The sequence below is a fragment of the Aeromonas sp. S15(2024) genome (assembly GCF_041402265.1).
In the GTDB taxonomy this organism is placed as follows: Bacteria; Pseudomonadota; Gammaproteobacteria; order Enterobacterales; family Aeromonadaceae; genus Aeromonas; species Aeromonas dhakensis.
In genome coordinates, this window is sequence record NZ_JBGLQY010000018.1 from 1 (window position 1) to 22342 (window position 22342).

The 22342-nt window shown below is 63.2% G+C and carries 23 protein-coding genes; 8 read left to right on the top strand and 15 right to left on the bottom strand.

Annotation, left to right across the window (positions count from 1 at the left end; translation table 11 throughout):
• Nucleotides 1-243: 243 nt before the first annotated feature.
• Entirely contained in the window at nucleotides 244-783 is a 540-nt protein-coding gene (locus ACB033_RS21925) for a gamma carbonic anhydrase family protein (protein WP_010635500.1), read from the top strand.
• A gap of 90 nt (nucleotides 784-873) precedes the next feature.
• On the opposite strand, the gene polA is transcribed toward ACB033_RS21925, so the two are convergent.
• Entirely contained in the window at nucleotides 874-3630 is a 2757-nt protein-coding gene (gene polA / locus ACB033_RS21930; protein WP_139726407.1) for a DNA polymerase I, read from the bottom strand.
• A 400-nt stretch (nucleotides 3631-4030) separates the two neighbouring features.
• Here polA and elbB point away from each other — a divergent pair, with 400 nt between their 5' ends.
• Nucleotides 4031-4681, top strand: coding sequence for an isoprenoid biosynthesis glyoxalase ElbB (elbB, locus tag ACB033_RS21935; protein ID WP_139726408.1), 651 nt, complete (start codon nucleotides 4031-4033; stop codon nucleotides 4679-4681).
• Between the two features lie 72 nt (nucleotides 4682-4753).
• On the opposite strand, the gene ACB033_RS21940 is transcribed toward elbB, so the two are convergent.
• The 4 genes from ACB033_RS21940 to ACB033_RS21955 all read right to left on the bottom strand — a co-directional run bounded on the left by ACB033_RS21940 (nucleotide 4754) and on the right by ACB033_RS21955 (nucleotide 8202).
• Nucleotides 4754-4963 (bottom strand): cell division protein ZapB, encoded by a 210-nt coding sequence (locus ACB033_RS21940; RefSeq protein WP_005307594.1) that lies wholly within the window; start codon nucleotides 4961-4963, stop codon nucleotides 4754-4756.
• A gap of 237 nt (nucleotides 4964-5200) precedes the next feature.
• Complete coding sequence (locus ACB033_RS21945) at nucleotides 5201-6481, bottom strand: hypothetical protein (RefSeq protein ID WP_139726409.1); 1281 nt, start codon at nucleotides 6479-6481, stop codon at nucleotides 5201-5203.
• Between the two features lie 21 nt (nucleotides 6482-6502).
• A complete protein-coding gene (cysE, locus tag ACB033_RS21950; protein ID WP_005307587.1) occupies nucleotides 6503-7282 on the bottom strand; it encodes a serine O-acetyltransferase in 780 nt (259 codons plus the stop codon).
• Between the two features lie 8 nt (nucleotides 7283-7290).
• On the bottom strand, nucleotides 7291-8202 hold the full coding sequence (locus tag ACB033_RS21955; RefSeq protein ID WP_010635505.1) for a cation diffusion facilitator family transporter: 912 nt from the start codon (nucleotides 8200-8202) through the stop codon (nucleotides 7291-7293).
• An 86-nt stretch (nucleotides 8203-8288) separates the two neighbouring features.
• On the opposite strand from ACB033_RS21955, the gene ACB033_RS21960 reads away from it, so the two are divergent.
• From ACB033_RS21960 to trmL, 3 genes are all read left to right on the top strand, one after another.
• Nucleotides 8289-8984 (top strand): response regulator, encoded by a 696-nt coding sequence (locus tag ACB033_RS21960; protein ID WP_010635506.1) that lies wholly within the window; start codon nucleotides 8289-8291, stop codon nucleotides 8982-8984.
• A complete protein-coding gene (locus tag ACB033_RS21965) occupies nucleotides 8981-10336 on the top strand; it encodes an ATP-binding protein (RefSeq protein WP_139726410.1) in 1356 nt (451 codons plus the stop codon). Before ACB033_RS21960 ends, ACB033_RS21965 begins: the two co-directional genes overlap by 4 nt.
• Nucleotides 10337-10404: 68 nt before the next feature.
• A complete protein-coding gene (gene trmL / locus ACB033_RS21970) occupies nucleotides 10405-10875 on the top strand; it encodes a tRNA (uridine(34)/cytosine(34)/5-carboxymethylaminomethyluridine(34)-2'-O)-methyltransferase TrmL (RefSeq protein ID WP_005307574.1) in 471 nt (156 codons plus the stop codon).
• A gap of 28 nt (nucleotides 10876-10903) precedes the next feature.
• Here trmL and dinF read toward each other — a convergent pair whose 3' ends face one another.
• The 4 genes from dinF to lexA all read right to left on the bottom strand — a co-directional run bounded on the left by dinF (nucleotide 10904) and on the right by lexA (nucleotide 14512).
• Nucleotides 10904-12325: an MATE family efflux transporter DinF gene (gene dinF, locus ACB033_RS21975; RefSeq protein WP_139726411.1), complete on the bottom strand. Its 1422-nt coding sequence runs from the start codon at nucleotides 12323-12325 to the stop codon at nucleotides 10904-10906.
• On the bottom strand, nucleotides 12315-12941 hold the full coding sequence (locus ACB033_RS21980; RefSeq protein WP_005307570.1) for an SCO family protein: 627 nt from the start codon (nucleotides 12939-12941) through the stop codon (nucleotides 12315-12317). The genes dinF and ACB033_RS21980 overlap by 11 nt, the downstream gene beginning before the upstream one ends.
• Nucleotides 12942-13154: 213 nt before the next feature.
• Complete coding sequence (locus ACB033_RS21985) at nucleotides 13155-13442, bottom strand: hypothetical protein (RefSeq protein WP_005307567.1); 288 nt, start codon at nucleotides 13440-13442, stop codon at nucleotides 13155-13157.
• A gap of 446 nt (nucleotides 13443-13888) precedes the next feature.
• Nucleotides 13889-14512, bottom strand: a complete 624-nt coding sequence (gene lexA, locus ACB033_RS21990) for a transcriptional repressor LexA (protein ID WP_005307564.1) — start codon at nucleotides 14510-14512, stop codon at nucleotides 13889-13891.
• Between the two features lie 204 nt (nucleotides 14513-14716).
• Here lexA and plsB point away from each other — a divergent pair, with 204 nt between their 5' ends.
• Complete coding sequence (gene plsB, locus ACB033_RS21995; protein WP_019840092.1) at nucleotides 14717-17140, top strand: glycerol-3-phosphate 1-O-acyltransferase PlsB; 2424 nt, start codon at nucleotides 14717-14719, stop codon at nucleotides 17138-17140.
• 61 nt (nucleotides 17141-17201) lie between these two features.
• Here plsB and ubiA read toward each other — a convergent pair whose 3' ends face one another.
• Nucleotides 17202-18065 carry a 4-hydroxybenzoate octaprenyltransferase gene (ubiA, locus tag ACB033_RS22000; RefSeq protein ID WP_017783657.1) on the bottom strand — a complete coding sequence of 288 codons (864 nt, stop codon included), beginning with the start codon at nucleotides 18063-18065 and terminating at the stop codon, nucleotides 17202-17204.
• Entirely contained in the window at nucleotides 18062-18598 is a 537-nt protein-coding gene (locus tag ACB033_RS22005; RefSeq protein WP_017766515.1) for a chorismate lyase, read from the bottom strand. Before ACB033_RS22005 ends, ubiA begins: the two co-directional genes overlap by 4 nt.
• Nucleotides 18599-18743: 145 nt before the next feature.
• Here ACB033_RS22005 and ACB033_RS22010 point away from each other — a divergent pair, with 145 nt between their 5' ends.
• Together ACB033_RS22010 and ACB033_RS22015 are read left to right on the top strand one after the other, a co-directional pair.
• Complete coding sequence (locus ACB033_RS22010) at nucleotides 18744-19178, top strand: flagellar basal body-associated FliL family protein (RefSeq protein WP_005307553.1); 435 nt, start codon at nucleotides 18744-18746, stop codon at nucleotides 19176-19178.
• A gap of 105 nt (nucleotides 19179-19283) precedes the next feature.
• Nucleotides 19284-19454: a hypothetical protein gene (locus tag ACB033_RS22015; RefSeq protein ID WP_005307551.1), complete on the top strand. Its 171-nt coding sequence runs from the start codon at nucleotides 19284-19286 to the stop codon at nucleotides 19452-19454.
• Nucleotides 19455-19458: 4 nt separating this feature from the next.
• Here the strand turns inward: ACB033_RS22015 and ACB033_RS22020 are convergent, their stop codons facing one another.
• The 4 genes from ACB033_RS22020 to ACB033_RS22035 all read right to left on the bottom strand — a co-directional run bounded on the left by ACB033_RS22020 (nucleotide 19459) and on the right by ACB033_RS22035 (nucleotide 22159).
• On the bottom strand, nucleotides 19459-19794 hold the full coding sequence (locus ACB033_RS22020; protein WP_010635514.1) for a DUF2799 domain-containing protein: 336 nt from the start codon (nucleotides 19792-19794) through the stop codon (nucleotides 19459-19461).
• Nucleotides 19795-19929: 135 nt separating this feature from the next.
• Complete coding sequence (locus ACB033_RS22025) at nucleotides 19930-20052, bottom strand: hypothetical protein (RefSeq protein WP_005307545.1); 123 nt, start codon at nucleotides 20050-20052, stop codon at nucleotides 19930-19932.
• A gap of 74 nt (nucleotides 20053-20126) precedes the next feature.
• Nucleotides 20127-21107, bottom strand: coding sequence for an MDR family oxidoreductase (locus tag ACB033_RS22030; protein WP_139726412.1), 981 nt, complete (start codon nucleotides 21105-21107; stop codon nucleotides 20127-20129).
• A gap of 29 nt (nucleotides 21108-21136) precedes the next feature.
• The gene (locus tag ACB033_RS22035; RefSeq protein ID WP_371140758.1) at nucleotides 21137-22159 is read right to left on the bottom strand and encodes a LacI family DNA-binding transcriptional regulator; all 1023 of its coding nucleotides are present in this window, start codon (nucleotides 22157-22159) and stop codon (nucleotides 21137-21139) included.
• Between the last annotated feature and the right edge of the window lie 183 nt (nucleotides 22160-22342).

Genomic DNA, 22342 nt, shown 5'->3' on the forward strand with positions numbered 1-22342 from the left:
CGAGTCAAGCCTTATTTTCAAAGGCTTTTCGAGGCGACCGACCCGGCTGTTTGCGTTGCCGCTTGCCGTGTCGATGGAGGCGCATTATAGGGAGTGAATTCGTTCTGGCAACCCCTCCCCTGCAATAAAATTGCAAAAAAGCACACTTTTTTAGTTATTCATATCCAGGCACAGCTTTTATACAAACTTATCCACAGAAACCAGCGCCGAATTGCTAGAATGGCCGAAAACAAGGAGGCCAAGATGGACTTGCGACTGAGACCTTACAAGGGAAAACGCCCGCAACTGGGCAAACGGGTATATGTAGACCCCTGCGCCACCCTGGTGGGCGATATCCAGCTGGGTGACGATGCCAGCATCTGGCCCATGGTGGCCGCCAGAGGGGACGTCAACCATATCCGCATCGGTGCCCGCAGCAACATTCAGGACGGCACAGTACTGCACCTGACCCGCAAGAGTGCCAGCAACCCGGCCGGCTATCCGTTGTTGATCGGGGAAGATGTCACGGTCGGCCACAAGGCGATGCTGCATGGCTGCACCATTGGCAACCGGGTGCTGGTCGGCATGGGTGCCATCCTGCTGGACGGGGCCGTGGTCGAAGATGATGTGATGATCGGTGCCGGCAGTCTGGTGCCACCGGGCAAGCGACTCGAGGCCGGCTTTCTTTATATGGGCAATCCCATCAAGCAGGCTCGCCCGCTCAAGCCGGCCGAGATCGCCTTCCTCAAAACCTCGGCCGACAACTATGTGCTGCTCAAGGACGAATACCTGCAAGAGGTCTGAATCCAGATAGCCACAAACAGGAAGCCCGGCATGAGGCCGGGCTTCGCGTCTTATTATAGCTATATAGGTGTCGATGACGACTGCCAGCGATCAGTGGGCCTGATCCCAGTTGTCACCGGTGCCCGCTTCGACCACCAGCGGCACATGCAATTCGGCGGCGGCTGACATCTTCTCCTTGATGATGGCGATGTATTCCTCCAGCTTCTCTTCGCGGATCTCGAACACCAGTTCATCGTGCACCTGCATCAACATGCGGATCGACTGGTCTTCAATGCCCCGGATCCAGCCATCCACGTTGATCATGGCGCGCTTGATGATGTCGGCGGCCGTACCCTGCATGGGGGCGTTGATGGCGGCCCGTTCCGCCGCCTTGCGCAGACCGGCGTTGCGCGACTTGATGTCCGGCAGATAGAGGCGGCGACCAAACAGGGTTTCGACATAGCCCTGGGCTTCCGCCTGCTGGCGGGTGCGCTCCATGTACTCCAGCACGCCCGGGTAGCGCTCGAAGTAGAGATCCATGTACTTCTGCGCCTCAGCACGGCCGATGCCCAGCTGCTTGGCAAGACCGAAGGCGCTCATGCCATAAATGAGGCCGAAGTTGATCGCCTTGGCGCTGCGACGCATGTCGCTGGTCACCGCATCAAGTTCAACCCCGAAGACCTCGGCAGCGGTCGCCTTGTGGATGTCCTTGCCCTCGGCGAAAGCGGTCAGCAGTCCCTTGTCACCGGAGAGGTGGGCCATGATCCGCAGCTCGATCTGGGAATAGTCCGCCGCAACCAGCTTGTAACCGGCGCACGGGATGAAGGCCTGCCGAATGCGACGCCCCTGTTCGTTGCGCACCGGGATGTTCTGCAGGTTAGGGTCGGTGGACGAGAGCCGCCCGGTCGCCGCCACCGCCTGGTGATAGGAGGTGTGCACCCGCCCGGTCTGCGGCTTGATCATCAGCGGCAGCTTGTCGGTGTAGGTAGACTTGAGCTTGGCCAGACCACGGTGCTCCATCAGGAGGCGCGGCAGCTCATAGGTCTCCGCCAGCTCGGCCAGCACCTCTTCCGCAGTGGATGGCGCGCCCTTGGGGGTCTTTTTGATGATCGGCAACCCCAGCTTGGTGAAGAGGATCTCCCCCAGCTGCTTGGGCGAGGAGAGGTTGAACTCCTGCCCGGCCAGCTCGTGGGCCTGTTTCTCCAGCTCTGCCAGCCGCACTTCGATCTCCTGACTCTGCTGATGCAACAGCTTGGGCTCGATGGTGGTACCGAGTCGCTCCATCCGCGCCAGCACCGGCAGCAGCGGCAGCTCGATCTCGCTGAACACCTTGGCGAGACCCGGCTCCGCAGAGAGCTTGCCCCACAGCGCCTGATGCAGACGCAGGGTGATATCGGCATCTTCCGCCGCGTAGGGGGCCGCCTGCTCCAGCTCGATCTGGTTGAAGGTGAGCTGCTTGACTCCCTTGCCGGCGATGTCTTCGAACGAGATGGTCTCGACGTTCAGATACCTGCGGGCCAGCGAATCCATGTCGTGGCGGCTGGCGGTGGAGTTGAGCACATAGGACTCGAGCATGGTGTCGTAGGCGATACCCTGCAGCTCGATGCCGTGGTTGAGCAGCACGTTGCGATCGTACTTGAGGTTCTGCCCCACCTTGAGGCGGGCCGGATCTTCCAGCAGCGGCTTGAGCTTGCCGAGTACCACGGCCTCGGTCAGCTGTACCGGCGCCCCCAGATAGTCGTGGCCGAAGGGCACATAGGCCGCCTTGCCCGGTTCGATGGCAAAGGAGACGCCCACGACGCGCGCCTCCATATAGTCGAGACTGGTGGTCTCGGTATCGAAGGCAAACAACGGCGCCGCCTGCAGCTGGGCCAGCCAGCCGTCAAACTCGGACTCGTCCAGAATGCAGCGGTAGTCGGTTTCGATGGCCGCTTCCTGGGGAGCGGCGTCTTCATCCCCCTCGGTCGAAGCGGTCCCTTCCTCAGCGCCGGACTCCAATTCTTTTATCAGGTTGCGCAGCTCATACTCGCGATAGACCGCCAGCAGCGCCTCCTTGTCGATGGGGCCAAGCTCCAGCTCTTCCAGGCTTTGCTCCAGCTCGACGTCGGTCTTGATGGTAGCCAGCACATAGGAGAGGCGTACCTGCTCCTCCTGCTCGCGGAACTTGTCTGCGAATGCCTTGGAGCCGCGGAAACCGAGTGCCGCCACCTTATCGAGGTTGGCTGCGATCTCGTCGATGCTGCCTATCCCCTGCAACAGTGCCAGTGCAGTCTTCTCGCCGACACCGGTCATGCCGGGAATGTTGTCCACCTTGTCCCCCATCAGCGCCAGGTAATCGATGATGAGCTCGGGCGGTACGCCGAACTTCTCGATCACCCCTTCCCGATCGGTCTTCACGTCCTTCATGGTGTCGATCAGGGTGACATGGTCGGAGACCAGCTGCGCCATGTCCTTGTCCCCCGTGCTGATCAGCACCGGCAGCTGTTTCTCGGTCGCCTGACGGGCCAGGGTGCCGATCACGTCGTCGGCTTCCACCCCTTCGACCATCAGGAAGGGGAAGCCCATTGCCTTGATCATCTGGTGGATGGGGGCGACCTGGCTGCGCAGATCATCCGGCATGCTGGCCCGGTTGGCCTTGTATTCGGGATAGATGTCGTCGCGGAAGGTCTTGCCCTTGGCATCGAACACCACGGCCACATGGCAGTCGGGGTACTGCTTGCGCAGGCTGCGCATCATGTTGGCCATGACACGGACGGCGCCGCTCGGCAAACCGGTCGAGGTGCGCAGATCGGCCTGCTGAGAGGCAAAGAAGGCGCGGTAAAGATAAGAGGAGCCGTCGACCAGAATAAGGGGATTGCTAGGGGCCATGAAATCGTCCTGCCAGAGATAAACAGCCGCTAGGATGCCACAGGGCCCCCCTCACACCAAGAGGGGGGGCGACCCGGCCGAGGGAGCCTCATCGACTGCCACGCTGTGGATAACTCTGTGCTCAAAAATGGAGTGACTGATGAAGCCCAGTGAAACCACTGTGGATAAAAAATGAAAAATGCATATATAACAATGATTTGAGATCATTAAAACCGATCGCCAGACCGTTGAAATGATCTCGATCAATGTGGAAAAAGATTTAAGGGAGTAAACGCGGCAGGATCCGAAACGAAACAATCCTAGCACAGCAAGATGACTTGACCAGCGGAGGACGAACGATAACCATACAAAAGTACAACAATCCATCCTGGCTCACATTTTCAACAACGAGGAGTCTGTCATGAAAAAAGTGGCCGTGATCTTGAGTGGCTGTGGCGTCTTTGACGGGGCCGAAATCCACGAGGCCGTGATCAGTCTGCTGGCACTGGCCCGTCAGGGAGCAACGGTTCAATGCTTCGCCCCGAACGTCGCGCAGTTGCATGTCATCAACCACCTGACCGGCGAGGTCAGCGAGGGGGAAAGCCGCAACGTGCTGGTCGAAGCAGCCCGCATCTGCCGCGGCCAGATCAAGGACGTGGCCGAGCTGGATGCAGCCAACTACGATGCCCTGCTGGTGCCGGGCGGCTTCGGCGCCGCCAAGAACCTGTGCGACTTCGCCATCAAGGGAGCCGAGTGCCAAATCCAGCCGGACGTGTTGAAGGCTTGCCAGAGCTTTGCCAAGGCCAACAAGCCGGCGGCCTATATCTGCATCGCACCAGCCATGATCCCGCTCATCTACGGCGCCGGCACCTTGGCTACCATAGGCCATGACGAGGGCACCGCCAACGCCATCGAGGCGATGGGGGGCAGCCATCTCAACTGCCCGGTCAACGAGTTCGTGGTGGATCAGGAGCGCAAGGTGATCTCCACCCCCGCCTATATGCTGGCCAGCAATATAGTGGAGGCCGCAGACGGCATCGAGAAGACCGTCAAGCAGCTGCTGGCGCTCTGATTGCCAGCCTGACCCAAACAAACGGGCCGCTCATGGAGCGGCCCGTTTTCAATTCTCGCGTATAGCGACGGATTAGATGCTTTCGCCCATCTGATCCATCTTGCCCAGCAGGGCACGCAGACGCTCTTGCCAGGCAACGTGCTCGTTGCGCAGCTGATGGTTCTCGTCTTGCAGCTTGCTGTTCTGCTCTTTCAGCTCGTCCAGCTCCATCTTCAGCAGGGAGATGTTGTCGACGGCGGATTGTACTTTGGATTCGAGTTGCTCAAGGACTTCTAGTGACATATGCATACCTGTATGTTCAATTGCGATGCCCCACAGAGGGCGATTCAAGCGCGTGAAGCCAGCATACCCTGATGGCATCGGCACAAACAAGCCGGTGCGCTGTAAAATGCGCCTTCCATGGATGTATTGACTAAATATGCGTCTATTTTTCTCGCATCCTGCGCCGGGGCCACGGCAGGGCCCGCACAAGCCGCCATTGCATCCGATCTGCTCCCCTATTCACATCAACCGGACGCCTCAGCTGTGCAGGGCGATATAGGCCCCCAGCAGCAGACAGGCAACCCCGTACATCAGCAGGCCGTAGAGCAGGTTGCCGCGCAAAATGGCCCCGGCACTCAGGTTGTAACGGGAGGCCAGCGCCAGGTTGGAGCCGGAGAGCGGGCTGGTGCCGGTGGCCAGCCCCCACCCCAGCAAAAAGGTCATGCCGAGCAGGCTGGGATCCGGTGCCAGTGGCCACAGCAGCGGCGCCAGCCCGGAGATGCTGATGAGCGGGTGTACTCCGACGATGGCCACCAACAGGATCAGCAGCAGGGTGAGCGAGGCCTCCAGCCAGCCGAAGTGATGGAAGAAGGGCAAGCCGTGGCCGCCGCCCAGCTCGAGTACCGACAAGGCGCTGTTAATGCCGGCAGCCAGCAGGCCAGCCCCCAGAAACAGCACAATCTGACCGCCGATGGCGGGAAAGCGCTCCACCACCTGCCGCTTGAGGGCAGGGCCTCGCCCCGTGCTCGGCATAAAGGCAAACGCCAGCAGCGGCGCCACCAGGGCGATCACCGCCAGGATGCCGAGATCCGGCCAGATCTGCTTGATCAGCAGCACCAGCCCGGCCAGGGCGACCGGCAGCCCCAGGGTCTGCAGCCGCAGCGGGTAGCCGGCAAAATCCACCACCCCCAGCCGCTCCACCTGCCAGGCGGTCAATCCCATCGCCAGCAGGGTCGCCACCAGCCCGAACGGCAGGATCTGCGACAGTTGCAGACCGGGGGCATAGGTAAGCGCCACCGCCATGGCGACGAAGAAGGGGGACCAGAAGGCCGCGGCGCAGAAGATCCGGCTCAGCACCAGTACCTGACGCCGCTCCAGGGTGCCGCTCCGTTCCAGCCGATCGCCGATGATGAACAGCACCGAGAGGTTGATGACGGCCCCCAGCAGGTTGAGGCTGGCCATGGTGCTCCACAGCCCCTTGCGCCCTTGCCATGAGGTGGTGCCGGTCAGCAGGCCCGAGGTGGCGAGATTGAGGGTGCTCACCGCCGCAAACATGGTGAGCATGTTGATGTTGGGCAGCAGCCAGTCCGCCGGCCGGAGGCTAGCGCCTTGCCAGCAGGAGAAGATCAGCAGGGCCAGTGCCGCCCCGTACAGGGCCAGCGCCTGACGGCGCGCCGCCCCCACCAGCCAGGGCCAGGTGAGCAGGGAGGCTCCCCAGGCGGCGATGGCCGCCGGCCAGGGGGAGAACCCCAGATAGAGGTGCAGCAGGTTGAGCAGCCACATCCCCAGGATCAGATAACCCGACCAGCGCTTGGCCATCGACTCGCCTCGGTCAGGGGATCAGAGACACTGATCCATGTCCAGCGACGGCTTCTCGCACTCCGGACGACCCACGATCTTGGCGGGCACGCCCGCCACGGTGGTGTGCGGCGGCACCGGGTTGATCACCACGCTGCCGGCGCCGATCTTGGCGCCCATGCCCACTTCGATGTTGCCGAGCACCTTGGCGCCCGCCCCTATCATCACCCCTTCCCGGATCTTGGGATGGCGATCGCCGCTCTCCTTGCCGGTACCGCCCAGGGTGACGCTCTGCAGGATGGAGACATCGTCCTCGATCACCGCCGTCTCGCCCACCACTATGCCGGTGGCGTGGTCAAACATGATGCCCTTGCCAATGCGGGCGGCCGGGTGCACGTCCACCCCGAACACCACGGAGATCTGGTTCTGCAGGTAGAGCGCCAGCGAACGACGCCCCTGGCGCCACAGCCAGTTGGCGACCCGGTAGCCCTGCAGGGCGTGGAACCCCTTGAGGTAGAGCAGCGGGGTGGAGAAGAGGTCGACCGCCGGGTCGCGCTCCTGCACCGCACAGATGTCGGCGGCGACCATGGTCAGCAGCTCGGGCTCGCTGCGCAGGGCCAGCTCGATCACCTCGCGCAGGGCGATGGCGGGCATGGTAGCGCTGTCGAGCTTGTTGGCCAGCTGGAAGCTGAGGGCCGAACGCAGGTTCTTGTGATTGAGAATGGTAGAGTGGAAGAAGCTGGCCAGCATGGGCTCTTCGGTCGCCATGCTCGCCGCTTCTTGCTGAATTTTTTGCCAGGTTCTGGCAACCAGATCATCCATGTTGCAGCCTACTGTTGTTCTGAGGGAGTGCCTTGCTGTTCCTTGTGCACCACGGAGATGGGGTCCATGTGGATGATGACATCCATGCGCTCGAATGCCTGACGAACCGCCAGTTCGGCTTCATCGGCAATCTGATGGGCCTTGACCAGAGGGAGCTGATCGTCCAGTTCCAGATGCAACTGCACGAAGCGGGTCGGACCGGACTGGCGGGTGCGCAGATCATGCACCCCGTGTACACCTTCGACGGCACAGCAGAGGGCCATTATTCTCGCTTGTTCCTCGGCTGGCAACTGACGATCGAGCAGCGCCTGCACCGATTCATAACCGATGTGCAGCGCCCCCCACAGCAGGAACAGCCCGATCAGGATGGCAAACAGGCCGTCGGCCCAGTACCAGCCCTGCCCCGCCAGCACCAGTGCCAGCAGCACGCCACCGTTGAGCAGCAGATCGGAGCGGTAGTGCAGCATGTCGGCCTTGATGGCCACGCTGTTGGTCTTGCGGATGACGAAACTCTGGAAACTGACCAGCAGCAGGGTCAGCACGATGGAGCCGCCGCTGACCCACAGACCCGCCTCGAGCCGCTCCAGCGGCGCCTGTTTGAGCAGGGAGGAGATGCCGTGCATCACCAGCAGCAGCGCGGAGCCCGAGATGAAGGCTGACTGGATCAGCCCGGCCAGCGACTCCGCCTTGCCATGGCCGAAGCGATGCTCGTCGTCGGCCGGTGACAAGGCGTAGCGAATGGCCAGCAGGTTGATGATGGAGGCGCTCACGTCCATGAAGGAGTCGGTGAGGGAGGCCAGCAGGCTCGAGGAGTCGGTCATCAGCCAGGCGATCAGCTTGCCGGTGATCAGCAGGGTAGCGGTGGTGACGGCGGCCATGCTGGCCAGCGTCACCCAGCGGGAATATTGTTGATGGCTCAAAACCGGCTTTCCTCTTGCGGTTAAAAATCTATTATACCCTGACCCCTGCGCCAGTCTGGCGCGAAAAATCAGCGGAATGACTTCAGATGCACAAAATACTCCTGGTCGACGACGATCTCGAGCTGACCCAGTTGCTCACCGAAATTCTGACCCTGGAAGGCTTCCAGGTGACCGTCGCCGAGGATGGCGAAGAGGGGTTGCAGCGGCTGGCCGAACAGCACTTCAACCTGGTCCTGCTGGACGTGATGATGCCCAAGCTCAACGGCTTCGCCATGCTGACCCGACTGCGCAAGACCCACGACACCCCGGTGCTGATGCTGACCGCCCGCGGCGACAGCCAGGATCGGGTCAACGGTCTGGAGGCGGGGGCCGACGACTATCTGGCCAAGCCGTTCGATGACCGGGAACTGCTGGCCCGGGTGCGCGCCATCCTGCGCCGCACCCAGGGCAGCCAGCCCCAGCGCGGCGGCAGTTCGGACGAGGTGCGCTTCATGGATCTGGTGCTGCAGCCCGGCCTGCAGCAGGCCAGCTGCCACGGCGATCTGCTGGAGCTGACCGCCACCGAATTCGGCCTGCTGGAGTGCCTGTTGCGCAACCCGGGCCAGATCGTCAGCAAGAGCCAGCTCTCCGAGCTGGTGCTGGGCAAGAAGCTGGAGCCCTTCGATCGCGCCATCGACATGCACCTGAGCAACCTGCGCAAGAAGCTGCCTGAGCGCACCGACGGCCAGCCCCGCTTCAAGACGGTGCGCGGCCGTGGCTACCTGTGGCTGGAACAGGCATGAGAACGGCCCGCACCTTCAACGGTCTCTCCACCCAGATCTTCCTCTGGTTCTGGTTCATGCTGTTGCTGGTGGTGGCCGCCGTGGTGATCCTGCCGACCCTGGATCCCCGCAACATCATCCCGCTGCCGGCCCACGAGATCGCCCGTCTCAACAACAATCTGAAGGCGCTGCAGAAGGGGGCGGATCCCACTCAGGATTTCGATCTGGCCCAGGCCATCGACGCCGCCGGCCTGCTGCCGGTGGACAACATCTACCTGCGCGATGCCAAGGGACAGATGCAGTCCAGCACCCGCCTGAGCAAGTTCGTGGTCCGTTTCATGCTCGATTCGGACAACCCGGCCAAGCCCATGCTGGGCAGCGAGCACAAGCGGGCCATCGCCGGCCCCTTCCAGATGGAGCATCGCGGCCAGATCTACCACGTCTACTTCGGCCTCAACGTCGAGAACTCCTATCTGTTCCTGTTCATCCAGATCCTGGATCACCCGATCCAGATCCTCGGCATCGCCATGCTGGTCAGCACCCCGCTCTGCCTGCTGCTGGCCTGGCGGCTGACCCGCCCCATCCTGCAACTGCAGCAGTCGGTCTCCCAACTGGCGGAGGGCAATCTGGAGGCGCAGATCCCCAACCTGGGGCGGCGGGACGAGATAGGCCAGCTGGCGGATCACGTCAGCCACATGGTCGATACCCTCAAGAACATGATCCAGAAGCAGAAACAGCTGCTCTCCGACATCTCCCACGAGCTGCGCAGTCCGCTCACCCGCATCCAGCTGGCGCAGGCGCTGATCCGCCGCAAGCAGGGTGACAGCAACGAGCTGGCCCGGATCGAATCGGAGATAGGCCGGCTCGACAAGCTGATCGGTGACCTGCTCGATCTGTCGCGGGTGCAGCAACATGTGGAGGCGCCGGTGGTGATGCCGTTGGCCGATCTGCTGGAACCCATCCTGGACGACGCCATGTTCGAGGCAAACCAGAGCGGCAAGCAGCTCCGGCTGCCGCCGTTGCCCACCGACTCCCTGCGGATGTGGCCCGATCTGCTGGCCAGGGCGCTGGAAAACCCGCTGCGCAACGCGCTCAAATATGCCCGCGAGTTCATCAAGGTGGACTGGTACCGGGAGGGTCGGGAGTGGGTGATGACCATCCGCGACGACGGCCCAGGCGTACCGGTGGCGCAGCAGCCGCAGCTGTTCCTGCCCTTCTTCCGGGTGGATGATGCCCGCAACGCCAAGACCGGCGGCACCGGGCTGGGGCTGGCCATCGCCGCGGAGGCCATCCTGCGCCACGGCGGCACCATCCGCGCCAGCAGTAACCACCCGGCCGGGCTGACCATCACCATCCGCCTGCCCATCGGCTGAGCAGGCCCTTTTCATCCGCCCGGGCGCTGGGTATGCTGGCGCCCTTTTCGCCCCATCAGGACGCCGTCATGCTCGACATCGTGCTCTACCAACCGGAAATTCCGCCCAACACCGGCAACATCATCCGCCTCTGTGCCAACACCGGCTATCGGCTGCACCTGATAGAGCCGCTGGGGTTCGAGTGGGATGACAAGCGGGTGAAACGGGCGGGACTCGACTATCACGAGTTCGCCGAGGTGAAGCGCTGGCCGAACTTCGAGGCCTTCCTGGCGGCGGTGGCGCCGACGCGGGTATTTGCCTGCACCACCAAGGGGCGCACCGCCCATTCGGCAGTGCAGTTTGCCGCCGGGGATGCCCTGTTGTTCGGGCCCGAGAGCCGCGGCCTGCCCATCGAGATCATCGAGAGCCTGCCGTTCGAGCAGCGGCTGCGCATCCCCATGCTGCCCCAGAGCCGCAGCATCAATCTCTCCAACGCGGTGGCGGTATTCGTCTACGAAAGCTGGCGCCAGCTGGGCTACCCGGGCTCGCTGCAGGTCTGAACCGGATCTGCCTGAGTAGATAGCGGGCTCAGGAGGAGGCCTGCTGCGCCTCCCCCGCCCCGTGGGGTGAGTGGAGCAGCCGACCATCGCGCTCCAGCTGCCAGCAGAGCCAGCCCAGCGTCAGTCCCCGTCCCGCCATCAGGGCCGCCATCGCGGCCCACAAGGCCGCCACGCCCCAACTCTGACAGAGCCACCAGACCGGGAAGAAGCCGCCGAGGGCCGCCACCAGCATGCTGTTGCGCATCTCCCTGGCTCGGGTCGCCCCGATGAAAACCCCGTCCAGCAGGAAACACCAGACCGCCAGCAACGGCATGGCGATGAGCCAGGGCAGCTGCGCATTGGCCGCAGCGATCACCGCCGGCAGGTCCGTGATGTACCCAATCAGCCGGCTGCCTCCCAGCGCAAACAGCAGGCTGAAGCCCAGCGCAATCAGCAGCGCCCAGCCGAGGTTGAGGCCGATGGCCTCTCGCAGTCCCTGCCGATCCCGCCGTCCGATGGCGCGCCCCACCATGGCCTCCACCGCATAGGCGAAGCCGTCCAGCCCGTAGGAGATCAGCATCAAAAAGTTGAGCAGCACCGCATTGGCGGCCACCGCCACGTCTCCCAGCCTGGCCCCCTGCAGGGTCATGAAGGCGAAACAGAGCTGCAGACAGAGGGAGCGGATGAAGATGTCCCGGTTCAGGGCCAGCAGTCGCAGCAACGCGGGCCACTGACGCCAGCGCTGCCAGGCCCCCTGCCACGCCGTCGGCGCCAACCGACGCAGGTGACGGCTCACCAGCCAGAGTCCCAACCCGAGCGCGCTGTAGTCCGCCAGCAGCGAGGCGCCAGCGACCCCCTTCACCTGCCAGCCCAGCCCCAGCACGAACCAGGCATCGAGCCCCATGTTGACCAGGTTGGTGAAGATCAGCAGCAACATGGGGCTGCGCGCATCCTGCATGCCCAGCAACCAGCCCATGATCACCAGGTTGCAGAGCGCCGCCGGGGCGCTCCAGATCCGTACCGAGACGTACTCGGCGGCATAGTGCTGCACCTCGGCGGAGCCACCGCTGAGGGCGATGAGGGTGGGGAGCAACGGCAGCAACAGCAGCAACAACGCCAGCCCCAGTGCGATGGCGAGACCCAGCGCCCTGGCCAGGGTGTCGAGCTGGCCGGCCGGGCTGCTGGCGCCATGGGCCTGGGCGGTCAGGCCGGTGGTGGACATCCGCAGGAAGCCGAGCAGCCAGAACAGCAGGTTGATGAGGGTGGCCCCAACCGACACGCCACCGAGGAACCAGGCCTGGCCGAGATGACCGATCACCCAGGTGTCCACCAGCCCCAGCAGCGGAGTGGTGACATTGGAGAAGACCATGGGCAGGGCCAGGGCAAACACGGCGCGATGGCGGCGCCCGTCTCGCCACCAGACGGGGGTCAACATGCCGGAGGACGTCCGTTGCTCATCACTATTCGCCATCCAGCCGCACTATCCGGGCAAAGTCCGACACCATACTCGCCATCACTACCCTGGGCACCCCGTCCTCGCTCAGACGGGGGCGAAACACGGCTTCCAGTTTGCCGGCCGGATTGATCAGCACGATGGAGGCGGAGTGGTCGATCAGGTAATCCTTCTCCCCCTGATCGGCGATGGAGTAGATGAGCCCCAGATTGCGCACGAAGGGAAACAGCTTGTCGTGAGGGCCGGTTGCCGCCTTGAACTCCGGGTTGAAGAAGGCGGTATAGGTCTTGAGGCGGGCCACGTCGTCCCGCTGCGGATCAGCCGAGATGAACACCACCTGGCTGCTCGGAGCTATTTTTTTCAGCTCGGGATAGACGGAACGCAGATCCGCCAGGGTGGTCGGGCAAATATCGGGGCAGAAGGTGTAGCCGACGAACAGGAAGGTCCAGTGGCCGGTCAGGCTGGCCGGCACGAAGGGCTGGCCATCCTGATCGGTGAAGGCAAACGGATTGATGTCCCGCCCCGCCGGGTAGTAGTCGGCGTGCTCGGGCAGGGAGGGCTGGCTCCAGTAAAAACCGCCCATCATGCCCCCGACCAGCAGCAGAAACAGCAAGGGGTAACGTGGTTTCACCATAAAAAACAAACCCTTTACGTCGACATGCCCGCCAGCCGGGCCCGAATGAAAGGGCTATTGTAACCCAGTGAGCACCAGGCCGGTCACTCCCTTGTCACGGTTGCCTGTTCGCTGGCCAACTTTGGTCAGAAGATGACGCCAGGGTCTGCAAAGCGACGCCGGATCGCCCAAAACGACAGCCCCACCGGGAGGTGGGGCTGTCTTGCAACGGGGTCAGGGTTGTTGTCGGCGCCGCTCGTGCAGGCGGCGGCTCGAGGCGCGCAGCGGGATGACAGGAGCGGTCCAGAGATCATCGGCCAACCCCTGCTCGTGATGGCTGTGAAACAGGCGCACCAGGCGGACAATCTTGTCCTTCGGGCACCCCAGCCAGATGGTCCAGCAGGCGCCCTTGTGGTGTACCCAGAGCGCGTAGAAACGGGTCATCCGGTTACCCTTGATGAAACGGGTGATGGAAGAAACGGGCGATGCCAGACCCGGATCCCATGGCGAGCTTGAAGCCATACCTGTCCTCCTTGATCAACAGGTCACGTCGACCGGCACCGTCCACCACCGCAAGGGGCGACCCGATGACTGCCGCGTGTCGACTGCACGAGTGTGCCGCTGTTGTGCCGACTGCCGGCGCCCTGCTGGCCACTCTCCCTTCTATCCCGCTGACGCCTCTGCCCCCGGGCGAGGCACACATGCTGCCTGCACCGGGCGCGAAGCGCTTGTTATTCCCTGCTGCCCTCGGGGTTCCTGCCACCAGCGACGCGAAGCTGCGCGTCTTGCCGAGCATCGGGGGGCGGCTCACGCCAGTGAGCCAGCCTTACCAAATGATATATCTGAAATGAATCGCCTGCGGCGAGCGCCCGCAGACAAAAGTGCCGGGTATCAGGATCTGATTGAAATCACGGGGAAAGGAGCGCAGAAACAACAAGGCCTCCCATGGGAGGCCTTGTTGGCACGGATTACATCCAATCGGCGTTTCGAATGACACCGACCGCCAGCCCCTCGATGGTGAGGTGCTGGCTGGCGAGATCCACCTCGATGGGGGAGAGCTCTTCGTTCTCCGGCAGCAGCCACACCTGGCTGCCCTTGCGCTGGAAGCGTTTGACGGTGACATCTTCGTCGAGCCGCGCCACCACGACCTGACCGTTGCGTACCTCCTGAGTCTTGTGCACCGCCAGCAGGTCGCCATCCAGAATGCCGATGTTCTTCATGCTCATGCCCTGTACCCGCAGCAGGAAGTCTGCCCGCGGGTGGAACAGGGCGGGATCCACCTGGTAGTGGCTCTCGATGTGTTCCTGCGCCAGGATGGGCTCGCCGGCAGCCACCTTGCCGATCAGCGGCAGACCGCTCTCTTCCAGCTGCTCTTCCTCTTCGAGCAGCAGGCGGATGCCGCGGGACGTGCCTGGCATGATCTCGATGACCCCCTTTTTGGCCAGGGCCTTCAGATGTTCCTCGGCCGCGTTGGCCGACTTGAAACCAAGCTTCTGGGCAATCTCGGCGCGAGTCGGCGGCATGCCGGTCTCGTTCATGTTCGCCTTGATCAACTCCAGCACTTCGGCCTGGCGGGGAGTAAGGGGTTTCATAGCATGGGCACCTGTCTTTTTATACAGCACACTGGCAGTATATACAGTGCAGTGGCCAAGGCAAGCCGCAGCTGACATTTGTCGCGGCCCTCTGTTCATTTGCCATGGTTTTGATCCCGCGCAGCCGACTCATCGTACCTCTCGGCGACAAGCAGTCGGTGATTTGCTATGCTCACGCCGCATTTTTTTGGAGAGCAGACGCACATGTCCCTTGGACAGAAGATTTCCAGAGCCATCTTGCAATGGCCGGTCAGCGGCTTGGTCAATCACAAGAGCCTGCCGGAAAACCCCATCACGGAACTCAAGCTGGATCCGGCCAGACCCATCGTCTATGCCCTGAAGACCAGCTCGATCACCGACCTGATGACCCTGCAGCAGTGCTGCGAGGATCTCGGTCTGCCCGGCCCCTTCACGCCGCTGGAGCTGAACGGCCAGCTGCTGCCGCGCTATGTCTGTCTGGATCGTCCGCCTCCCCTGTTTGGCAAGCGCAGCAAGCCGCTCCCCTTCCTGCAGGAGTTCCACCAGTTGCTGGATTTGCACAAACAGGATCCGGCACTGGACATCCAGGTGGTGCCCGTCACCCTGTTCTGGGGCCGTGCCCCGGGTCGGGAAGGCGAGGAGGCCTCCGGCTGGAACATCATCAGCAGTCTGGCGCCGAACCGCCTCAAGAAGGCGCTGATCGTGATCCTGAAAGGACGCGAGAACCTGGTGCGCTTCTCTCCGCCGCTCTCCCTGCGCTACATGGCAGACAAGCACGGCACCGACGAGGCCATCGCCCACAAACTGGCGCGGGTGGCCCGCACCCACTTCAGCCGCCAGCAGCTGGCCGCCACCGGGCCCAAGCTGCCCAACCGCAACCTGCTGTTCAAGCAGCTGCTCGACTCTGGCGTGATCCAGCAGGCCATCGAGGAAGAGGCCCAGCGCGAGGGGATCAGCCTCGATAAAGCCCAGAAACGGGCTCATGGCTACATGGACGAGATCGCCTCCAACTTCTCCTACCGGTTGATCCGGCTCGGCGAAAGCTTCCTCGGCTGGCTGTGGAACAAGCTCTATCGCGGCCTGTCGGTCAACGGCGCCGAGAAGGTGCGCCAGCTGGCCCAGGAGGGTCACGAGATCGTCTACGTGCCCTGCCATCGCAGCCACATGGACTACCTGCTGCTCTCCTACGTCATCTATCACCAGGGCATGGTGCCGCCCCACATCGCGGCCGGCATCAACCTCAACTTCTGGCCGGCGGGCCCGATCTTCCGCCACGGCGGCGCCTTCTTCATCCGCCGCACCTTCAAGGGCAACCCGCTCTACAGCACGGTATTCCGGGAATACCTGAACCTGCTGTTTGCCAAGGGCTACTCGGTGGAGTTCTTCACCGAGGGCGGTCGCTCCCGTACCGGTCGCCTGCTGCCACCCAAGACCGGCATGCTGGCTATGACCCTGCAGGCCATGATGCGCGGGCTCGATCGGCCGCTCACCTTCGTCCCCGTCTACCTGGGTTATGAGCACGTGATGGAGGTGAACACCTACCACAACGAGCTCAAGGGTAGCCGCAAGGAGAAGGAGAGCTTCCTGCAGGTGCTCGGCATCCTGCGCAAGCTGCGCAACTACGGCCGCGGCTTCGTCAACTTCGGCGAGCCACTGACCCTCAACAGCTACCTCAACGAACACGTGCCGACCTGGAAGGAGCACATCGGCGAGGAGGAGCGTCCCGAGTGGATGGCTGGCACCGTCAACCAGCTGGCCGAGCTGCTGATGACCCGTATCAACGGCGCCGCCGCCGTCAACGGCCTGACCCTGAGCGCGCTGGCGCTGCTGGCCGCCGAACGCCATGCCCTCACCCGCGACGAACTGCAGGCCCAGCTCAACACCTATCTGGACCTGCTCAAGCAGGTGCCCTACAGCCCGCACAGCACCATGCCGGCCGAGGATGCCAAGACCCTGCTGGATCAGGCGATGGAGCTCAACAAGTTCGAGGTGAGCGAGGACAAGCTGGGGCAGATCATCAGCCTGGACCGCTATCAGGCAATCCTGCTGACCTACTACCGCAACAACATACTGCACCTGTTCGCCATGCCCTCGCTGGTGGCGGCCCTGATCGAACGTTGCGAGGGGATCTCCCGCGGCGAGATCGTCGCCCGCTGCATCGACATCTACCCGCTGCTCAAGACCGAGCTGTTCCTTCGCTACGAAGAAGATGAGCTGCCGGAGCTGATCGATGCCCTGCTGGCCGAACTGCAGCGCCAGCAGCTGATCGAGGCCCGCGACGGCGGCTTCTGGGTCAATCCGGTCAACCAGACCCGCCTGCTGCTCCTGGCCGAGAGCATCCAGGAGACCCTGCAGCGCTACGCCATCGTACTGACCCGGGTGCTGGCCCAGCCCCGCATCGAGGCGGAGCAGCTGGAGGCGGACGGCCTGATGATGGCGGAACGCCTCGGCACCCTGCACGGCATCAACGCCCCCGAGTTCTTCGACCAGAAGCTGTTCAGCACCCTGATCCACACCCTGCGCAGCGAAGGCTATCTGGATCCGGGCTGCAAGCCGGATCTGGGCCGCTTCCAGGCGCTGGCCGACAACATAGTGCCACTGCTCAGCACCAAGATCCGCCGTACCATTCAGGCGGGCAACCGGACCTGAGCCGGGACACATCAATGAAAAAGGCCGCATGTTGCGGCCTTTTTCATTGGGGAACGCGAGTTCACAGGTAGTTGATCACGACACCTGCAAAGATCAGCGCCCCCACGTAGTTGTTGTTGAGGAACGCCTGGAAGCAGGCTTCCCTCGCCCGCTCCCGGATCAGCCGCTGCTGATAGACGAACAGCGCCGCCGCCGCCAGCAGCGACCAGTAGTAGCTGGATCCCAGCTCGCTCAGCTGACCCACCAGCAGCAGGATCAGCAGGGTCAGCAGCTGCAGCGCGCCTATGATCCGCTTGTCGTGGCGGCCGAACAGGATGGCACTCGACTTGAGACCGAGCTTGAGGTCGTCGTCCCGATCCACCATGGCGTACTCGGTGTCGTAGGCGATGGTCCACAGCAGGTTGGCGAGAAATACCAGCCAGGCCACGGCCGGCAGGGCGTTGGCCTGGGCCGCGTAAGCCATGGGAATGGACCAGGAGAAGGCCATGCCGAGCACCAGCTGGGGGATCGGGATGTAGCGCTTCATGAAGGGGTAGCAGACCGCCAGCAGCAGGGCCGCGAACGACAGGCCTATGGTGAGCGGGTTCATGGTCAGCACCAGGGCGAACGAGATGAGCGCCAGCACGGCGAACAGCGCCAGCACCTCCCGCGGCTTGACCTTGCCCATGGGCAGCGGCCGGCCGGCGGTACGCTTGACGTGACCGTCGAAGTTGCGATCCGCATAGTCGTTGATGACGCAACCGGCGGAGCGCATCAGAAACACCCCCACCACGAACACCAGCAGGGTCCAGAGATCCGGCAGGCCATCGGCCGCCAGCCAGAGCGCCCACAGGGTCGGCCACAGCAGCAGCAGGGTACCGATGGGCTTGTCGATGCGAGCCAACTGCACGTAGGCCAGTCCCCGCTCCTTGGTTAACAGATTCACTCCAGCTCCTTGTTGCATGACAGAGAGGGCAAGAAGAGTTCATGGACCAGCAGTGGCCATTGCCCCAGAAACAGACGGGAACGGCGTCCCCACACGATGCCGGCCGGGCACCAGGGATTGCTCGCAATCTCGAAACAGGCCAGTTGCAGGTGATCGCGCCGGGCAGGCTCGTCACCGAAGATACGCTCACCCAGAGGCTGCTCGCCCAGCTCGCGCAAGCCGCTGTCCGGCAGTGCGGCCTCGGCGAACAGGGTCCAGCCCAGCAGGGCCGGCCCACGATCACCGTGCAGGATCACCTCGCGGCACAGGCCAGCAGGATGATCGGCGGCCACCAGCTGCTGCTCGTCGGCATCGAGGGGGACGCTGCGGTTGCCGAGCAGTTGCACCGAAAAGTGGTGATTGTGGCGGCGCAGGCGCCGGGTCATGGAGTCCGCCTCCAGCAACCAGGGCAGCAAGACCTCGGGCGGCTCGCACTGCGCGGGAGTCCGCCAGGGCTCCAGCCGGACAAGGGGAACAGTCAACTCGGACTTCACAGCTTCACCATCCGGAGATTTCCGTTATCAGGTTAAAATCCGGTTTATTATCCGTAAATCAATCGAGAATTGTAAGAACATCCGTGCTTGACGGCCCCGATGGCAACATCAAAAATGGGGTATCTCTTGCTGATGAGCCATCCATATGAAGCTATTCAAATTTCTGCTGGTGTTGTTGCTGAGCTGCGGTGCACTCCAGGCCTATGCCTCCGAAGGGGGGGAAGCACCCGCAGAAGGAGAAGCGGCGGCGGCCAAGCCGGGATTCCTCTACCACCTGCTGGATCCCGACATCATCACCAACTACCTGAGCGACGGTAAAACCCTCGGCTACGTCCGGGTGACGGTGGAGCTGATGGCCGAGAACGAGGCCGACCTCAAGCTGCTGGAGCAGCATGACCCCCTGATCCGCGACGCCATCATCCGCCTGATGGGCAGCAAGACCGCCGATCAGATCAAGTCCCTGGTCAGCCGTGAAGACCTGCGCAAGGAGTGCGAGACCCGGGCCAACGAACTGCTGGTGAAAGAGAGCGGCAAGAAGGCGATACGCGAGCTCATCTTCACCAAATTCCTCTATCAGTAAGGTCCCCCCATCACGAGCGGGCCATGCGATCATCCGGGCCCGCTCGCTGTTTTAGAAATGAAAATTGATTACACTAGGGCCCACTGAGTTGTCGAGGTAGTCGGAATGGGCAACAAGACCCTGTGTGAATGGCGTCGCAGCGAGATCCCGGCCGATCTCAAGACCCTGCGCAAAATCGTGCGCAAACCCAAGTTCGTCTGCGGCAAGTGTGCCCGCAGCGCCAACGACAAGAGCTATCTGTGTCAGCCGCTGCGGTTGAAAGAGAAAGAAGCCTGACCGGCTATTGATCGGTCCAGCCCTGGCGCCCCTGCTCGAACAGCCGGCGCGCCTGGACGTCGTTGGGGCATACCCCGCGGTACTCCTCGCCGGAACGGCCTGCCAGATAGAGATGTTCCGGCCGGCAGTACCAGGCCAGCCCCTTCTGGTGTCCCTGTTTCCACAGCTCGGCATCCACCTTCTCGCCGCACTGGGCCTGATGGAACTCGACCCGCTCGGCGGTGAGGCCCAGCTTGCCATCCGCCTCCCCCACCTCGCTCCACACCTTCTCGCACGGATCATCCGAGTGGGAGGCACAGCCCCCAAGCAGGGCGGCAAACACTATCACCGAGAGTCGCATAATCATCCTTGAGTGTCGTTTGGGCAGTTCATTCTAGCCAGCCCGCCGCCGGCCTCCAAGTGCCCGTCCCCATTCCTGTGAGCCGCCCAAAAAAACAGGCGGGCCCGAGGCCCGCCTGTGTATTCAATACGCGGATTACTGGTCGTCGAGAGGGTCATCGTCCTGCCAGCTCTCGTCTTCCCATTCATCCAGCTCGTCCTCCCAGGATTCCGGCTCCCACTCGTCGTCGAGGTCGTAATCCGGCTTGTGTCCACCCATGCTCATTCTCCTTGGATAGTGCACCCGCACTCAAAGTCTATCCAGAAAAATGGGGCTCGCCAGTCAGCGGGAGTTCAAAGTTTGACCAGGGTGCGGCCAGCAATCTTGCCCTGGGTGATGGCCTCGGCGGCCTCCACCACCTGCTCCAGTCCAATCTCGGTCACCGCCTGCGCGAAGAAGCTGGCGGGCAGATCCCGGGCCAGTCGCTGCCAGGCCAGCTGGCGACGTGCCAGCGGGCACATCACCGAGTCGACCCCTTGCAACCGCACGTTGCGCAGGATGAAAGGCATCACGCTGGTGGGCAGATCGAAGCCGCCCGCCAGACCGCAGGCCGCCACAGCGCCGCCGTAGTTCATCTGGGCCAGCAGCTTGGCCAGCACCTGACTGCCGACACTGTCGATCGCCCCGGCCCACAGCTGCTTCTCGAGCGGCTTGGCAGGCTCCAGCAGCTCGCTGCGCGGCACGATGCGGCTGGCACCGAGCGCGGTCAGCATCTCGCCCTGCTCCTCGGGACGACCGGTCAGCGCCGCCACCTGATAACCCAGCGCGGCCAGCAGTGCGACGGCAGTGGAGCCCACCCCGCCGGCGGCGCCGGTCACCAGGATCTCGCCGCTCTGCGGGGTCACTCCCGCCTCTTCCAGCGCCAGCACGCAGAGCATGGCGGTCAGGCCGGCGGTGCCGATGCACATGGCCTGGCGCTCATCCAGCCCGGCCGGCAGCGGCACCAGCCAGTCGGCCTTGACCCGCGCCTGTTCGGCCATGCCGCCCCAGTGCCCTTCCCCCACACCCCAGCCGGTCAACACTACCTTGTCGCCCGGCTGATAACGCTCGTCGGCAGATTCGAGCACGGTACCGGAAAAGTCGATGCCGGGCACCAGCGGCCACTGGCGCACTATCTTGCCCTTGCCGGTGATGGCCAGCCCGTCCTTGTAGTTGATGGAGCTGTAACTCACCGCCACCCGCACTTCGCCTTCCGGCAGCTGGCTCTCGCCCAGCCGGGTGAGGGTCGGTACCGTCTTGCCTTCTTGGTTTTCCAGTAACAGAGCCTTGAACATGGTTGCCTCTTTGATGAGTGTGAAAAGGGTCAGCTGCTTTGCCGCTTCTGCAGCTGGAAGTCGAGGGTCAGCGCCGAGCCCATGACGGGTTCACCGGCCAGCTGACGCAAGATGAGATCGGCCGCCTCCTGCCCCATCCGCTGATAGGGGATGCGAACCGAAGTGAGGGCCGGATAGCAGGCGCGCGCCACGTCCAGATCGTCGAAACCGGCGATGGCGAGCTTGCCCGGCACGTTCAGGTGGCGGCGTTGGCATTCGAACAGCACCCCGGCCGCCAGCTCGTCGTTGACGCAGACCAGCGCATCCAGCTCGGGCCAGCGCAGCAGGAACTCCCCCAGCATGGCCGCCCCGGTGCTGAAGCTGGGTCGCTCCGAGGTGTTGATGATGGCGTCGGGGGAGAGGTAATTGTCCAGCAGCGCCTTCTGCCAGCCCTGCATGCGCTGCTGCAGCATCCACTGCTCCTGGCGGGCGCAGAGAAAGCCGATGTTGCGGTAGCCGCGCTCGATCAGGTGGCGGGTCAGCTGATAGCCGGCATCGAAGTTGGAGACCCCGACGTTCATGTCGATGGGGCTGCGGGCCATGGCCCCCACCTCCACCACCGGCAGGCGAGCCGCCTTCAGCCGCATGCGGATGGTCTCGCCGGGATCGCTGCCAAACAGCACCACGGCCGCCGGATTGTGCTGCAAGAAACTGGTCAGCAGGCTCTCTTCCTGCTGTTTGAGGTGCTGGGCATCCCCCAGCATGATCTGGTAACCCTCCCGGCGCAGGCTCTGCTGCAGTCCGGCAATTACCTCGCCGCAGCCGCAGTCGGTCAGGCTGAGCACGATCACCACTATGGTCTGGGAGGTGGCGGACGCCAGCGCCCCCGCAGCCCGATTGGGGATATAGCCGAGTTCGTCCACCGCCGCTTCGATGCGCTCGCGCATCTTGTCGGATACCAGCTCGGGGGTGCGCAGGGCGCGCGACACCGTCATGGCCCCCACGCCAGCCAGCTGGGCCACATCGTTGAGGGTCACCCGACCCGTGCTACGGCGTTTCTTCGCTTCTGACATCCTTTCCCTTCCTCGGCATACGGGTACTCACTTTAAGGCAAAAGTGGGGCACTGACTATTTGCTCAAACCGGATTTTACCCCCTTTGAGGCCGACAAGGGGCAGGATGAATCCCTTCTGTGAGAGAAATGATAGCGCTATCACAGATCGATGTTAGCGCTATCTGGTAGCGCTAACTTTCGCG

What these genes read in the sequence shown, in the direction of transcription:
- cysE (WP_005307587.1), bottom strand. Translation starts at nt 7,282, where the DNA reads ATGGATGATCTGGTTGCCAGAACCTGGCAAAAAATTCAGCAAGAAGCG.
- ACB033_RS22030 (WP_139726412.1), bottom strand. Translation starts at nt 21,107, where the DNA reads ATGTTCAAGGCTCTGTTACTGGAAAACCAAGAAGGCAAGACGGTACCG.
- ACB033_RS21945 (WP_139726409.1), bottom strand. Translation starts at nt 6,481, where the DNA reads ATGGCCAAGCGCTGGTCGGGTTATCTGATCCTGGGGATGTGGCTGCTC.
- lexA (WP_005307564.1), bottom strand. Translation starts at nt 14,512, where the DNA reads ATGAAACCCCTTACTCCCCGCCAGGCCGAAGTGCTGGAGTTGATCAAG.
- trmL (WP_005307574.1), top strand. Translation starts at nt 10,405, where the DNA reads ATGCTCGACATCGTGCTCTACCAACCGGAAATTCCGCCCAACACCGGC.
- ACB033_RS21960 (WP_010635506.1), top strand. Translation starts at nt 8,289, where the DNA reads ATGCACAAAATACTCCTGGTCGACGACGATCTCGAGCTGACCCAGTTG.
- ACB033_RS22035 (WP_371140758.1), bottom strand. Translation starts at nt 22,159, where the DNA reads ATGTCAGAAGCGAAGAAACGCCGTAGCACGGGTCGGGTGACCCTCAAC.
- ACB033_RS21985 (WP_005307567.1), bottom strand. Translation starts at nt 13,442, where the DNA reads ATGGCTTCAAGCTCGCCATGGGATCCGGGTCTGGCATCGCCCGTTTCT.
- dinF (WP_139726411.1), bottom strand. Translation starts at nt 12,325, where the DNA reads ATGGCGAATAGTGATGAGCAACGGACGTCCTCCGGCATGTTGACCCCC.
- ACB033_RS22015 (WP_005307551.1), top strand. Translation starts at nt 19,284, where the DNA reads ATGGGCAACAAGACCCTGTGTGAATGGCGTCGCAGCGAGATCCCGGCC.
- ACB033_RS21965 (WP_139726410.1), top strand. Translation starts at nt 8,981, where the DNA reads ATGAGAACGGCCCGCACCTTCAACGGTCTCTCCACCCAGATCTTCCTC.
- plsB (WP_019840092.1), top strand. Translation starts at nt 14,717, where the DNA reads ATGTCCCTTGGACAGAAGATTTCCAGAGCCATCTTGCAATGGCCGGTC.
- ACB033_RS21940 (WP_005307594.1), bottom strand. Translation starts at nt 4,963, where the DNA reads ATGTCACTAGAAGTCCTTGAGCAACTCGAATCCAAAGTACAATCCGCC.
- polA (WP_139726407.1), bottom strand. Translation starts at nt 3,630, where the DNA reads ATGGCCCCTAGCAATCCCCTTATTCTGGTCGACGGCTCCTCTTATCTT.
- ACB033_RS22025 (WP_005307545.1), bottom strand. Translation starts at nt 20,052, where the DNA reads ATGGGTGGACACAAGCCGGATTACGACCTCGACGACGAGTGGGAGCCG.
- elbB (WP_139726408.1), top strand. Translation starts at nt 4,031, where the DNA reads ATGAAAAAAGTGGCCGTGATCTTGAGTGGCTGTGGCGTCTTTGACGGG.
- ACB033_RS22010 (WP_005307553.1), top strand. Translation starts at nt 18,744, where the DNA reads ATGAAGCTATTCAAATTTCTGCTGGTGTTGTTGCTGAGCTGCGGTGCA.
- ACB033_RS21980 (WP_005307570.1), bottom strand. Translation starts at nt 12,941, where the DNA reads ATGGTGAAACCACGTTACCCCTTGCTGTTTCTGCTGCTGGTCGGGGGC.
- ACB033_RS22020 (WP_010635514.1), bottom strand. Translation starts at nt 19,794, where the DNA reads ATGCGACTCTCGGTGATAGTGTTTGCCGCCCTGCTTGGGGGCTGTGCC.
- ACB033_RS21925 (WP_010635500.1), top strand. Translation starts at nt 244, where the DNA reads ATGGACTTGCGACTGAGACCTTACAAGGGAAAACGCCCGCAACTGGGC.